Here is a 14,970-nt window from a genome sequence, read left to right as displayed (position 1 = left end):
GATTAAAAAAAGATCATTGCAGCCTGGCAATGATCTTTTTCTTTTGCTCGTCACTTATATATACTCTCTTATTGAACACGTCGTAATTCTCCTGTCTTACAGCTTCAAGAATATTCATATATAATAGCGCGGCCCCTTTCACCGGGAGCCTAGAAGTTACAGGGTATTCGTTAAGAGAAGTCATAGCCTTTTCATAGTAGCTCTCTGCTTTTTCGGCAAGTGATTCCCATGCCATAATGAATTCCGCAGACTTTGTCTTACTGATCAATTCTTCCCTTGTATAGCCGAAAGCCTCATAGTGCTCTCTCGGTATATAAATTCTTTCCCGCGCCAGGTCTTCTCCTACGTCACGCAGTATGTTCGTCAGCTGCATAGCGTACCCTAAATAGATGGCATCCTGTTTCAATACTTCACACTTTCCGGGTGCCAGGATAGGAAGAAGCATCAATCCTACGGTACTCGCCACATTATAGCTGTAGGTCAGCAGTTCATCCATCGTAATCATTTCAACATCCTCAAGATCCGTTTCCTGCCCCCTGATCATATCGTGAAAAGGAGCAAGATCCAGATCGAATTTCCTTCTGACATCATCGAGAGCTATCCAGAAATGACGTTGTGGCACCTCTCCCCGTCTCTCGAATCTTATCAACTCCTCCTTTACTTCAGCCAGCTCCCGTACCGGGTTTTCCCCTTCATCCACGACATCATCCACGTGACGGCAGAAACCGTAAACGGCCCACACCGCGCGTTTACGATCCCGCGGCAAGTAGGAGAAAGCTTTAGCGAAAGTTTTTGAATGATTTTTAATGACAGTATGACATTTCGCATATGCCTGTTCAATTTCCACGACATTCACCTCAATTATAAATAACCTCTCCCATTAGTTCTCCCGCAAGCAGCTTCGCTCCCTGCATAACTATCGGTACTCCGCCTCCGGGATGGATGGAAGCTCCTACCGCGTATAATCCATCGATCGGGTAAGGACGGAACTGCGGTCGAAATACGCCGGACTGTCCGAGAGTAGGTCCAATACCAAAACTACCGCCTTTATAGAGACCGGAAAGTTCCGCTTCTTTAGGGGTTCTCATCCGGAACCATTCCATATGATCACGAAGTCCGGGGAAGGCTTCTTCTTCGAGAGTATCTATAGCGTATTCTACCAGACTTTCCTCTTTCCCGTAATCAATGGATGCATCGGCCGGGACCGGGATGAGAACGTACAGCACCCCTTTACCCGGAGGAGCGAGGGTGTCGTCGACAACGGATGGATGAAACGCATATATAGACGGGTTGGCAGGAACTTTTTTCTCTTCAAATACTTCTTTCATGTGCGCACTGAAATTATTCGTCATAAAGAATTGGTGGACCGGCTGCTCTTCATATATTTTATCTGTACCAATATAAAGCAGCACACAACCTGAGGAAGGAGTGTAAGACTTGTTCAGCTGGTAACTTTTTGGCATAAGGGCGTCCATCGATGGAAAATCTCCATTGTAGATGACTTCGTCCGCAGCCTCTTCCCGGCCATCCGCGCATCGGACTCCGGTCGCCTTCCGCCCGTTGAGAAGAACAGCCTGCACCTCACAGTTTGTAACAATATCCACGCCCCGGACCTTGAGCTCTTCGGTGAGGATATCTATTACCGTAGCGTATCCACCTTTTACGTACCATATCCCTTCCACGTGTTCACTGAGAGAAATGAACGAGTAAATAGAAGGAGACCTGGAAGGGTTGCCGCCTATATAGAGAGACTGGAGACTGTAAATATCGAGAAGACGTTCCGAAACAAAATATCTGCTCATAAAAGACCGGATCGATTTATGTGCTTTCATTCCCCACAATAATTTCAAAATATCGGGATGAAGAAATTTTTTTCTGTTCTGAAACGTCTGTCCGAGTATTTGCGCCTTTCCTTTTTCAAACCAGGGCTCCATCTCTTTCAGGAACTTCAGATAACCTTCCTTTTCCTCCGGGAAAACTTCGGAAAACTCCCTCAGCTGCTTCTCTTTATTCTGAAATTTACGGAATTTTGTCCCATCCGGAAAAGTCACCTGATACATCGGCTCCATCGGCATAAGAGGTATCCGTTCTTTCTCGATACCGCCTTCCTTCATCAGGTCGAGCAGCATTTCAGGAAGAAGTACAATCGTCGGTCCCTGATCAATCCGGCTTTCTCCGTGCTTTTCAAAGACCATCCTGCCTCCCGGTTCCCCTGCTTTTTCTAACACTGTCACTTTCCTCTGCTTATCCCGCGATAAATACAGAGCGGTCATCAGTCCTCCGATGCCCGAACCGATTATTGTCGTTTTTTTCATGATTTACCAATCCAATCGCTCGTTATTTTTGCGGATTCCAAAATAGTCGGCAGACCGCTTCCGGGATGGGTCCCTCCCCCTACGAGCCAGGTATTATCAAGTTCCTCGAAGCGGTTATGAGGTCTGAAATACATCATTTGTGAGAGCTGGTGTCCAAGACTGAATGTGGCCCCTTCATAAACTTCAAAAGTCCTCTCCCAGTCTTTTGGAGTAATGATTTTTTTAACAGTGATGTGATCTCTCAAGTTTTCGTACCCTGTCTCTTTCTCAATACGATCCAGCACCACCTGTTCCACTTCTTCCTTTTTCCTGTCCCAGTCGATGCCGGAAAGGTTATTCGGTACCGGGGCAAGAATGTACAGGGCGGAATGCCCTTCCGGAGCCAGAGTGCTGTCAGTCACACTCGGATTCTGTATATAGATGGAGGGCTCCTCGGAAACTTCCAGCGTACTCGTCAATTCCTCCACGTTCTTTTTGTAATCCGAAGAAAAAAGAATGGAATGATGAGGCATATCGTAAACTTTATCCACCCCTGCATAAATCATAAACGTGGAACAGCTGAGTTTTTTCTTTTTGATATTTTCTTCTTTGTATTTTTTCAAAGAATCCTGATCAACCAGTTTGGTCATCGCCTGGGCGAAATCAGCATTGATTACGATTTCATCGGATTCGACACGTTTACCGGATTCGAGTTCCAGCGCTGTGGCTCTGTTGTTCTCCGTTTCAATTCGGGTAACTTTTTCCCTGAAGTGGATATGCCCCCCCAATTCCTCAAAAACCTCAGCCATAGCTTTGGAGAGTCGATTCACTCCTCCAATCGGGTGGAACACTCCGTATTCATGTTCCATATACGACAAAATGGAGAAAGCACCCGGGCATTCCCACGGGGACATTCCCAGATATTTGGCCTGGAACGAAAATGCCACTTTCAGTTTTTCATTATCGAAATAGCGGGATAACACATCGTAAACGGATTTACCTAACGTCAGCTCCGGCAGTGCTTTCAGAACGCGGGGCGACAGATAATCGAGCATACGATTGTGTTTATGCTGAAGAATCGGAGTCAGTCTGTCCATTTTTTTCTTATTTTCTCTCATAAATCTTAAGTATCCTCTTTCATTACCCGGGAAATGCTCCGTGATCGACTGAAGCATCTTATCCTGCTGATGATACATCGGCACCCGGGTACCGTTGAACAACAGCTCGTACATGGGAGTGAGCTGTCTCATATCCATGTAATCTTCCATATTCCGCCCCGATTTCTGAAATAATTCCTCCACGAGATGAGGCATGCTGAGAAACGTCGGGCCTATATCGAACGTGTAACCGTCCAGCTGCCATGACCCGTTCCTGCCACCGACCCTGTTGTGCTTTTCGTATATGTGAACATCATTTCCTTCGGCTGCCAGAATCATTGCAGATGCAAGACCTCCAGGGCCGGCTCCAATGATTGATACTTTCTTCATGCCGTCACCTTCTCTCTATTTATATTATGCATAGTACCCGTTTTATTAACTCTCTAGTCTTATTTTTCGACAGCTCTGAATCTCACGCACAGAACCTTTCTATTGCAGGCATCATCTTCTCCCGTTCGTCACTTACCACAAAAAAGCGGGAAACCGAATTGTCCGGTCTCCCGCTTTTTCATTTCTGGCTGGGATGATACAGGCTGTTTTAAAATCAGTAACAGCCCTTATCCGATAATAACTCTCTCTTTCGGATAATGATAATTCCCTTTCTTCCTTTTTTCATTAAAGGAAAACAGGAATGTCAGTATCCCTATCCTTCCAATGAACATTAATCCCATCAGTAATAATTTCGTAAAGGAAGTCAATTCCGGAGTAATTCCGAGCGACAGCCCCACTGTTCCGAACGCAGAACATACTTCAAACAATATCTCGGAGAGAGAGAATGGCTCTACCACGGAGATTACGAGCACAGAGATGAATACGGTAAGGACGGCCATAATAGTGACGACCACAGCCCGGTTCAAATCCTCCGTATACACTTCTCTTCTGAAGATACGTATACTCTGTTTCCCTCTTGCGAACGTTAAAATGTAAATGACGACAAGAGCAAAGGTGGTCGTCCGGATCCCGCCGCCGAAACTGCTCGGAGAAGCTCCGACGAACATGAGGGAGGACATGAACAGATGCGTCTGTTCCGTAAATTGGCTTATATCCATCGTGGTGAGTCCGCCACTTCTGCTGGTTACCGACTGGAACAGTGCATAAAACAGAATTTCGTGCCAGGCCCGCCCGCTCAAGAAATGATTGAATTCAAGTACTACTATCATTACGGCTCCCAGTAAAATAAGAGCAAAAAAAGTGATCGACGTCAGTTTCGTGAACAGGGAGAACCTGGTCCGCTCCCCGCTTTCGAACAGATACTGCTTCAGTTCAATCAGTACCGGAAAACCGATTGCCCCTGCAATAACCAGCATCATATTAATAAATTGAACGAAATAATCGTCCCGAAAAGGGATAAGCGAGGCTCCTGTTATATCAAAACCGCCATTGGTCATTGCACTTACTGCACCGAAAAATCCCTGCAAATACGCTTCTCCGGGTTCAAAGTACTGGAGGTAATATGTACCGAGAATCAGGAAACCTATAAACTCGATTAAAAGAACGATGAAAACGATCTGAAGAACGAGACGGACGATACCGGAGAAGTCCGACTGGTTCTGGTCCGTCATTATGAGTCGCCGCTCCCGCAGACCGATTTTTTTACGAAGCAGTATCCAAATAATCGTACCAAAAGTCATTATACCTATCCCGCCGAGCTGCAACATCAATGCGATCATGAAGTAACCTACTGTACTGAAGGTCTCCGGTATCGACACAGTCGCAAGACCGGTCACGCTGACGGCACTCACTGCGATGAACAGCGTATCAATGAACGCTATATCCACTCCCGGCGCATAAGCAATAGGTAATGACAGAAGCAGAGTAGCTACCGTAACTGCAAATAAATAAAATAGTGCGATCAATTGAAAAGGTGAAAGTGTCCGTACCCAGTCGAATTTCCTCTTAGCTATAGCCATCCGTTTAACTCCTTACTCACATCAATTCCCTTCATTATATAGAAAATCAAAAGCGTTGTATAGACGTTATCGGGATGTGGAAGATGTCCGACGTTTAAACTCCTCGAGCAGCTTCTCCCCCTGGTATCCTTCTTCGAGTATTACCTGAAGCAGTTTCTCCACCTGCTCCTGTTTTTTATCCACTATCGTCCCCATAAAAAGTACGTTTATCGCTTCTTCAAAATCGTTGACTTCGAGCGGATAAACCAGGAATGTGGCAGGAGAATTGCTTTTTTTTGTGATAATCACCTGAATCATCACTTTTTCATTATTTTCTACGAAAGCACGAAAATAATTTTCATGGTCTTTATCGAGAAATGCCTCTATGAGCCAGCGTCCATGATCATCTTCTCTATTAATGATAAGTCCGTCTTTCAGTTCTATGGACCGGAGGGTTATGTCCTCCTCCTGTTCTTCGATTACATCAAGCGATACAAGCTTGAATGTCTTCATATTTCTCTTCTCCCCCTTCCCTGCATCTGTGTACATTATAGAATAGGTCACCCAAAAGCGAAAGCCGCTGGAGATCCTTAGTAACGGACGCAGTATTTTTCCCTGCGCTTCTCGAGCAGATCTTTTCCCTTGAAGTTACAAAAAAACCGCCCTCGGTCCGGGCGGTTGTGTAACTAAATTCAGAAAGGGCTGCTCAGTTTAAAACTTACAACTTTCTTTTCTGTGAGGGTGTCTATAGCGAATTTCACTCCTTCTCTGCCTATACCCGAGTCTTTCGTCCCGCCAAAAGGCATGGCATCGATTCTGAAATCACTACTGTCATTGACCATAACTCCACCGACCTGAAGGTTCTGCACCGCATAGAACGCACGATTTACGTCTCTCGTAAAAATCCCTGCCTGGAGGCCGTATTCAACATCATTAGATTTATCGACAGCTTCTTTAAGATTCTGTACCGGCTCCACCAGTACCACGGGTCCAAAGATTTCCTCTTTGGCGATTGTAGAATCCGGAGGAACGTTAGTGAGTATGGCCGGTTCCACATAAGCTCCGTTTCTTACGCCCCCTGTTTCAACCCTTGCTCCCCCTGCTTTTGCTTCATGAATCCATTGCTCTACACGTTTTGCTTCTTTTTCTGAAATCAGGGGACCGACATCTGTGTCCTCGGTGAACTTATCCCCCATCTTCAGTTTTTTCGTTTCTTTAATAAATTCCTCAAGGAAAAGCGGGTAGGAGTCCTGTTCCACATAGACTCGCTGCACACTGATACAATTTTGCCCGGCTGCACTGAACCCTCCATCTGTACAGGCTGCGACGGCATCTTTTAAATCAGCGTCATTCAGGACGATGACCGGAGAATTTGAACCCAGTTCCATGTTGACGTGTCTGGTACCGGTCTTCTCGGTGATTTTTTTCCCGGCATCCGTACCACCTGTGAACGACAGCGCCTTAACATACGGGTGATTCACCAGCTCTTCACCAATTTCCCTTCCTGGACCGGTCACTACCGACAACATTCCCTCCGGCAGACCGGCTTCCGTAAAAGCTTCGGCCAGTTTAAGAGCGCTCAAAGGGGTCTCAGAAGCCGGTTTTAGAACGACTGCGTTACCACCGGCAATGGCGGGACCCAGTTTGTGGGCGACCAGATTCAGAGGATCATTGAAGGGGGTGATAGCACCTACTACTCCTACCGGGAAGTGATAGTAATAACCGACTTTATTTTCGTTTCCTTCCACCTGGTCGAAGTTTATTGTTTCCCCCTGGATCCGTCTAGTCTCTTCTGCGGCAATTTCGAGCGTCTGAGCGGATCGCGCAACCTCTCCTCTCGCTTCATTTATCGTTTTGCTGCTTTCTGAGGCAATCGTTCTGGCAAATGATTCGGCATTATCCGATACATACCGGCTTACGTATTTCAATATACGGATCCTTTCATGGACAGGCCACGATTCGAGGGAATTGAATTTCTCATGGGCAGACTCAATAGCATACTTCATATCTTCTTTCGATGCTCTCGGCACCGTCGCAATACACTCGTTATTCTGAGGATTTATTACGCTGATGGTTTCTCCCCGTTGCACCCATTCTCCTGCTAACAGCATTTTCACTTCCTCGGTTCTTGTTGTCTTCATACCTTCCCTCCTCTACAGCTTTTCAGGCTTTCGTTCCTTATGATAATGAATCAGGTCTATGAGCAGCGAAAAACCCGTTTCTTTTCTTCCGGCCCCTGCTCCCGTCAATAACACCGGACCCAGAAGGTCACACTCATACAGTATGGCATTAGTCGCCCCGCTTACCCCGGCGAGGGGGTGATCCTCTTTTATTTTCTCAGGAGCTACACTTCCGGTGACCGAGCCGTCTCCGTTTCTTTCCACTTTTCCGATGAGTCGCCATTTTTCCCCGTTAGCCATGGCGTTTTCCACATCTTCCATTCTCATTTCCGTTATACCTTTGCATTCGATATCCTTATAATCGAGTGGCTGGTTCATCAGATAGTTCGATAAGATCGATACTTTATACCTTGCATCATAACCTTCCACATCATTGGTCGGGTCGGCTTCGGCGTAACCGTTGGCTTTCGCCTGTTCGAGGGATTCATCATAAGTTTTTCCTTTTTCCATTTCCGTCAGAATATAATTGGTGGTGCCGTTCAGTATACCGCTGATTCTGTTAATGTCATTCCCGGCCAGAGTTTCTTCAGGCATCCGGAGGGCCGGTGTACCACTCATGACCGTGCCTTCGAACCCGAAAAACACCCCGTGATCTCTGGCCATCTCTTTCAGTTCATTGTATGCGAGGGCTACCGGACCTTTGTTCGTAGTAATTACGCTTTTTTTACCGGCAAACGCTTTCCTGCAATGGGTGATCGCCGGTTCTCCTGTATTGACATCCGTAAACGTCACTTCCACAATTACATCCGCATTTGTCGTTTCTATCGTTTCGATACTGGAGAGGCCCTTTATGACCCCCGGCTGTTCCGGATAATTTTCGACAGAGCCGTCTTTTCTTATACACTCGAGCAGCTGCTGCACGTCGAGACCTTTTTCCTGATATACGGAGCCTTTTATCAGATCCGATACGGCTACGATTTTCGTTTCAAGTCCATATCGCTCATGCAAGTTCTCCGCTTTCTCTTCAAGTATTTCGACGAGGGCCTGACCTACGCCGCCGAAACCGATCATTGCAATATTCGTCATTCTATCCCTCCTGGTTCTTCCAGTAGGATTGTAAGATTCCTACCATAATATCAAGGCCTTTCTGAAGGGCCTGCTCATCTATATCGAAGTCCGGTTGGTGAAGCATCCTTTCCTTTTCCAACCCGCAACCGAGGAAAAACATCGTGCCTTTCAAGCGGTTGACCATGTGGCTGAAATCTTCACTTCCCATGCCGAAGGGCTCGTTGTATATTTCAAAGTTCGCCGCTGCCTTTCTTACTACTTCATTAAGATCTTCGTCATTAATGAGAGCCGGCTCCCCTTTCTGGATCTTCCACTGGTACTGGCCTCCGAGTGAATGGATCATATTAATCTTTTCGAGCAATTCTTTTTCCAGCTGATACCGGACCTGGTCCGTGTATGACCTCATCGTTCCGTAAATATCCACTCGGTCAGGGATAATATTACTCGCGGTCCCGGCATGAATTTGTCCTACACTAATCGTGCCTATTTCCAGCGGATGCATTCTCCGCCCCGTCATGCTATAGACTGTCTGCAGAAACTGTGTGGTCATCCATATTGGATCCGCGCCCTGATGAGGATAGCCGGCATGTGCTCCTTCACCGAAAATCGTGATATGAAATTCATCATTGTTAGCCATGCTCGGTCCGTCGTTCACCTGAATTTCTCCCGTGCGCAACCACGGGCACATATGCAGAGCGTATATAGCATCTATATCTTCAAGAAGCGGGGAGCGGATCATTTTCTCGGCACCCGTCTCCCCTTCTTCATCCGCCGTCTCTTCGGCTGGCTGAAAGATAAGCTTGATCGTCCCTGTGATCGTTTCTCTGTGTTCCTTCACCCAGTGAGCTACGCCGAGAAGGATGGCACAGTGAGCATCATGACCGCAGGCGTGCATCACCCCTTCATTCACTGACGCATATCCGGCGGAGGACTGTTCAGTGATGGGGAGTGCGTCCATATCTGCACGCACACCGACAACCGGCCCTTCTCCGTTCGAAATGACGGCCACAATACCGTAGCCTCCTACCTGTTCGTGAACTTCGAAGCATTCAAGCTTTTTTAATTTTTCCGCTATATACGCACTTGTCTCTTTTTCCTCGAAACTGAGCTCCGGATGCTGATGCAAATGGCGCCGCCATTCCACCATGTGGTCAGATAAAGTTTCCGGTCCATACATCTCCATTCCTCCTAGCTTTTCGGAGAAACCTTCTGCTCGACTTTTTCGAAAGCCTGCTTCAGATCAGCTTTCAGATCTTCTATATCTTCAATCCCGGCAGAGTAACGGATCAGTCCTTCCGGTATGCCCATTGCTGCCCTTTCTTCCGGTGTACATTCCACATGGGAAGTTGTACGTGAAGGTCCTACGATCGTTTCTACGGCTCCCAGGTTCGCGGCCTTATTGGCAAATTGTAAAGCCGGAATGAATTCACGCACCGTCTCTACTCCTCCTTTTACGGAGAAACTGAGCATACCTCCGAAACCATGCATCTGTTTTTTAGCGATATCATAGTTCACATGCTCCTCAAGTCCCGGATAAAATACGTCTTCCACAATATCAAATGTCTTCAGATATTCGGCGATGTCGTGAGCGTTTTTATTCTGCTGGTCTATGCGCAGTTTCAACGTCTTCATTCCTCTGAGCAACAGGTAGGCCGACATAGGATCCAGTGTGGCCCCGTTGATTTCTCTATAATGATACACCTGTTCCACCAGTTCCCTGGAGCCCACAAGCGCGCCGCCAAGAGCATCTGCGTGCCCCCCCAGAAATTTGGTGGCACTGTGGATAACCAGATCGACACCAAGATCCAGCGGGTTCTGATTTACAGGGGTGGCGAACGTATTGTCGACGATTACGATAGCCCCGTTGGCTTTCCCCACTTTGGCCATGCGTTCGATATCGGTGATCTTCACCGTGGGGTTCGTAGGTGTCTCAAGATACAGGATTTTACATCCTTTCTCCACTTCGGCTTCGAGTACCTCATGATTGGCTGTTTCGCATAATTCCACATCCACGTTCATTTTCGGAAGAAACTCGGTGAAAATCTTATTCGTCCCGCCATAAGTGTCCTTAATGGAAACAATTCTGTCCCCCGGAGTGAGGAAGGTGCTCAGCGTGTTACTGATAGCAGCCATCCCGGTGGAAAAACTGGTGGCAGCCTCTCCTCCTTCGAGATTTTTGATCTTATCTTCGAATGCTTCCACGGTCGGGTTCGTATTTCTTCCGTAAATGTGACCTTTCTTCTTGCCTGTGGCTACTTCATACCACTCATCCATATCCTCATAACCGAAGGAAACGCTATGAACCACGGGTACCTGCGTCGCGCCAAAAGCCAGCTGATCTTTCTCTCCTGCCCAAATGGATCTTGTACTGAATTTACCTTGTGTCATGATCATCATCCTCCTATAATTTGATTAGCGTATCTTGCGATGGCCGTATCCTGGGCTCCCGTGCCAGAAAGGTCGGTCACTGTTATCTGTTCTTCATTTCTTCTGGCGACGACCCCTTTGCCGGTAATCTCGCCCAGTTCGATCGTATTCTCTATTATATTGTTGTCGTTACAGGCACGAAGTTCCCCGAGCCTTCTGGACTGCAGCAGGGAATCACATGTAACGACGTCCGCTGTCGCCAAAACTTCTTCAGAAAGTTCCTGTTTATGCTCGGCGTCCGAGCCCATGGCTGTTATATGAAGACCCGGGTGCAGCCACTCTGCCTGCACAATTGGTTCACTGGCAGGAGTCGTGGTGACGACTATATCGCTTTTTCTCACAACTTCTTCAGCAGTCGCCGTGACAGTAACAGGGAGTCCAAGTTTCTCTTCCATTTCCTCCTTGAATTTCTCAGCCTTCTCCAGTGATCGCCCCCACACCCGAACATTTTTTAATGAACGAACGATGGTAAGCGCTTCCAATTGATATCTCGCTTGAGAGCCGGTCCCGATAATTCCGGCAGATGCACTATTTTCCCTGCTTACATGTTTTGCGGCTACAGCTCCGGCTGCGGCGGTCCTTAAATCAGTTAAGAGACCCTGATCTGCAAAAATTTTACGGATTTCCCCAGTCTCACTGTCTATCAGAATCATCATTCCATTCGAAGTCGGCAATCCTTTTTTCGGGTTATCAAAGAATCCGGTGGATAGCTTCACGCAAAAGCTTTCATACCCCGGGATATAAGCCGATTTAATATCAACCTCACCATTAAACTCAGAGATATCTATTCGCATAATTTCAGGCATAATCACCTGTCTGCTCGCCAGTGCGGTGAAAGCTTCTTCGATCACAGATACCAGTTCTTCGGTCAGTAAAAGCTTTTCTTCCAGTGTGCTGCGGTCAATTACTTCAATAGCAGTCCCCCCCTTTACGAGCTTATTGAATCAGTATTGAAGCCGAAACTCTCTTTTCTGATCAGCTCCAGCGGATGAGTCGTGAAGAGTTCATACCCTGTTTCTGTAACACGGAACGTCGTGGAAATTTCTATTCCGTCATTTTCGAACCACAAAGCCGGAATAATGTGAAACGTCATGTTCGGTTCGAGCACCGTATGGTCGTCCTTTCTTATACTTACCGTATGCTCGCCCCAGTCCGGCGGGTAGGATAAACCTGTCGAATACCCGAGCCTTGCTTCTTTTTCAAAACCGTACTGCTTAATAGAGTTGCGCCATGCGGCCTCCAGATCACTGCATCTGGCTCCCGGCCTTATCACCTCCAGGGTGTTCCTTATCCCCTCTTCCACAACGGAGGCGACGTAATTGAGCCTTTCTCCCGGCTCACCGAGAGAGATGGTTCTGGCCATCGGAACGTGGTAACGTTTGTAGCAGCCTGCCGTCTCGATAACTACCGGAGAGTTTTCCTGAAATGGCTGGTCGGACCAAGTAAGGTGGGGCATGGAGGTATGGTCCCCCGTCGGCATCATCGGAACAATCGCCGGGTAGTCGCCCCCATATTCGGGGGTGCCGCTTATCAGGTGATAATATAACTTCGCAACTGCATCATTCTCCCTGACACCGGGCTGGATATAGTCAATAGTTTTACGCATCGCTTCGTCTACGATAATTCCGGCTCTTCTCATATACTCGATTTCCTGTTCGGACTTAATGAGCCTTACATAACCTACAAGGTTCGACGCATCGGAGAAAACAGCATCAGGAAGGGCAGCCTGCAGTCGTTGAAAAGACTTTGCCGTAAAATAGAACTGTTCCAATTCCACTCCGGTCCGTCTGTTTCCCTGTCCGATTTCTCTTAAAATTTCTCCGATGAAATCCATCGGGTGATATACATCTGAATGAACGTAGTAATCAGGATAGGCGATGACATTGTCATTGTATATCCATGTAGTCGCCTTAGCTCCGTTGGCGTCCATCGTACGCCCAATCCACAGGGGCTGAGGCTCGTCTATGATTACAATCAGCATCTGGTGAACATAAAATGACCATGCATCATACCCCGTTAAATAATTCATGTTTGACGGGTTCGTTATACACAAGACTTCCAACCCGTTCTCCTCCATACGCTTCTTCGTTTTATCCAGCCTATTCTGATATTCCGTAATGTCGAACGGAAGCACCATGGTTATCCCCTCCTTTACCTTTGATCTTTGCAACTTTCTATATCTTATTTTACGTTATAAAAGGTTCGAATATAATGTTCTAATTGTATGAATATTCATTTATTTCTTTCGTACAAATGTGTCATACTTTTGCGTGTAGCATTCCTTCCCTTTCTTTATATGGAGCACAAAAAAACGGAAGACTTCAGAATGAATTCCAAAGCCTTCCGTATATTCTGCTTATTCTTTGATTAACATCCACATCCTCACACTTAATTCCAGCAAAAAGAAATCGTCTGCTTCGAGCAGGGATAGGCCGGTCAGACGTTCAATATTTCTCAGTCTGTGAAGCAGCGACTGACGGTGAAGATTCATGGCCCGGGCAGTCTGACTTACGTTTGAATTGTACTTGTTGTATACCATGAAGGTGTGCAGGAGGTCCGCCTGTCTCTTTTCATCGTACTCTATAAGGTCTTTTAAAGTATACGTGACGAGGTCGACCACTTCTTCGTTTTTTGAAATGGAAAGCAATAAACGGTTAACCTTCGTATCAGCAAAAAAAGTACGAAATCCCGCTTCTTCACGCCTGTACCCGAATCTGAGTGCCGTAACAGCTTCCTGATAGCTTTCGTAAAAGGCTTTTATCCCGTCCCCATGAAAAGAAATTCCCCACGAAACGGTAATACCTGCAAGTAATTCATGCAGCCGCCTCTCTACGAGATCAAGAAACTGATGGGTCGTCTCCATATAAGATTCTTTATCAGCCTCCAGAAATATAATTACCCGACCATCTTCAAAAGCGGTCATCCGTTCCCTTTTTATCTGGTCGGCCGCATGCTGGATCTCCGACTGGACGTAATAGTTTCTGCTGTGCATGGAGGAAGAAGCCACGTTACTGTCGATGGAGGTTACGTGCGTCTGAATTTCCTTGGAGAACTGTATGTCCCCTGCAATACAAACGTAAGGTTTCTCAAGATTATATCCGAGCAGATGCCCTTTTTCCATTAAACCGTCACTGATTTCTTTATTCTCCCGTGCAAGATCGAGCAGAAAATTATCTCTCAACCTGATTTCCGTCATTTCGATGGCGTTCTCCTTCACAAAGAAAAGAGCACTGGCAGTAACGGCATGCTCAAGTATAGTGAGATCCGAGGCACTGAACGCCCCTTTCCCTTCTTTGAAAAGGAGATATCCCTGCTTTTTATGGTTGGATAGAATAGTTAACTGATAACATTCTCCACTGTCGAATTCATACTTCTCTATCGGGTAGTGATGTTCAAGATAAGAAGTTTGAGTAAAAGGTACGGAACGGTACGCCCCTGCCTCATTTTGATTCAAAATGTCTATCATTTTCCTGTCAAAATAATGATTGGCACGTACGTTGCGATCTTTATCACTTATAGCGACGGGGATGGAAGTGTGTTCGTATACCAGTGACGAAATTTCCTTCAAACCTTCTCCGTTCAGCACACAATCCACCATTTCCTGACGGATATGTTCCACAAATCGCTGTTCTTCTCTTTTTTCTTCAGAAATTGCCTGCAGAACTTCCTGCATAATATCTCCGAACCTGACCTCCCAGGGAACTTCCAGAAGCACGACCCCATTCCTCTTGCATTCTTCTACAATTGTATCGGGAATAGTGAAAATATACCGTCCCGTAGCAAAACCGATAGCAGACGCTCCTGAATCGATAACGTCTCTCGTATACTGTTCCAGACACTTCGGGTCATTGCTGCATCCCATTCCGGTCGAAAGCACGAACTCCTTCTGTTTGACGAAGTCCTCCACCGGCGTTTCGATAACACTGATCCACTCCACCATCTGTCTGTGAAGTAAAGAAGAGGGAGTGAGAAGTGTCGATTTTTCCATTACAGGCAATTCCATTATATCGCTCAT

Annotated in this window: 12 protein-coding genes; all 12 read right to left on the bottom strand. The window is 46.6% G+C overall.

Translation table 11 applies throughout. From position 1 onward, the window contains the following. Positions 1-13: 13 nt before the first annotated feature. The 12 genes from BW931_RS02080 to BW931_RS02025 all read right to left on the bottom strand — a co-directional run bounded on the left by BW931_RS02080 (position 14) and on the right by BW931_RS02025 (position 14,970). Entirely contained in the window at positions 14-847 is an 834-nt protein-coding gene (locus tag BW931_RS02080; protein WP_076569652.1) for a phytoene/squalene synthase family protein, read from the bottom strand. Between the two features lie 10 nt (positions 848-857). Then, positions 858-2,315: a phytoene desaturase family protein gene (locus BW931_RS02075; protein ID WP_076569562.1), complete on the bottom strand. Its 1,458-nt coding sequence runs from the start codon at positions 2,313-2,315 to the stop codon at positions 858-860. Then, positions 2,312-3,781, bottom strand: coding sequence for a phytoene desaturase family protein (locus BW931_RS02070; protein WP_084193828.1), 1,470 nt, complete (start codon positions 3,779-3,781; stop codon positions 2,312-2,314). Before BW931_RS02070 ends, BW931_RS02075 begins: the two co-directional genes overlap by 4 nt. Positions 3,782-4,008: 227 nt before the next feature. Then, on the bottom strand, positions 4,009-5,361 hold the full coding sequence (locus BW931_RS02065; protein WP_076569560.1) for a TrkH family potassium uptake protein: 1,353 nt from the start codon (positions 5,359-5,361) through the stop codon (positions 4,009-4,011). 66 nt (positions 5,362-5,427) lie between these two features. Then, positions 5,428-5,853, bottom strand: a complete 426-nt coding sequence (locus tag BW931_RS02060) for a YwpF-like family protein (RefSeq protein WP_076569557.1) — start codon at positions 5,851-5,853, stop codon at positions 5,428-5,430. Between the two features lie 179 nt (positions 5,854-6,032). After that, positions 6,033-7,481 carry an aldehyde dehydrogenase family protein gene (locus BW931_RS02055; RefSeq protein ID WP_076569554.1) on the bottom strand — a complete coding sequence of 483 codons (1,449 nt, stop codon included), beginning with the start codon at positions 7,479-7,481 and terminating at the stop codon, positions 6,033-6,035. A gap of 12 nt (positions 7,482-7,493) precedes the next feature. Next, positions 7,494-8,546: a homoserine dehydrogenase gene (locus BW931_RS02050; protein ID WP_076569552.1), complete on the bottom strand. Its 1,053-nt coding sequence runs from the start codon at positions 8,544-8,546 to the stop codon at positions 7,494-7,496. Between the two features lies 1 nt (position 8,547). Beyond that, entirely contained in the window at positions 8,548-9,705 is a 1,158-nt protein-coding gene (locus tag BW931_RS02045; protein WP_008589593.1) for a M20 metallopeptidase family protein, read from the bottom strand. An 11-nt stretch (positions 9,706-9,716) separates the two neighbouring features. Further along, positions 9,717-10,916, bottom strand: coding sequence for a cystathionine gamma-synthase family protein (locus BW931_RS02040; RefSeq protein ID WP_093105052.1), 1,200 nt, complete (start codon positions 10,914-10,916; stop codon positions 9,717-9,719). A 5-nt stretch (positions 10,917-10,921) separates the two neighbouring features. Then, on the bottom strand, positions 10,922-11,860 hold the full coding sequence (locus BW931_RS02035) for a cyclodeaminase (RefSeq protein WP_084193827.1): 939 nt from the start codon (positions 11,858-11,860) through the stop codon (positions 10,922-10,924). Between the two features lie 23 nt (positions 11,861-11,883). Continuing rightward, entirely contained in the window at positions 11,884-13,092 is a 1,209-nt protein-coding gene (locus tag BW931_RS02030; RefSeq protein WP_008589588.1) for a M24 family metallopeptidase, read from the bottom strand. Positions 13,093-13,311: 219 nt separating this feature from the next. Continuing rightward, positions 13,312-14,970, bottom strand: a complete 1,659-nt coding sequence (locus tag BW931_RS02025) for a PucR family transcriptional regulator (protein ID WP_234972555.1) — start codon at positions 14,968-14,970, stop codon at positions 13,312-13,314.

Source organism: Salimicrobium salexigens, from assembly GCF_900156705.1.
GTDB classification, from domain to species: domain Bacteria; phylum Bacillota; class Bacilli; order Bacillales; family Halobacillaceae; genus Salimicrobium; species Salimicrobium album.
This window is presented reverse-complemented; position numbering and strand designations above follow the sequence as displayed.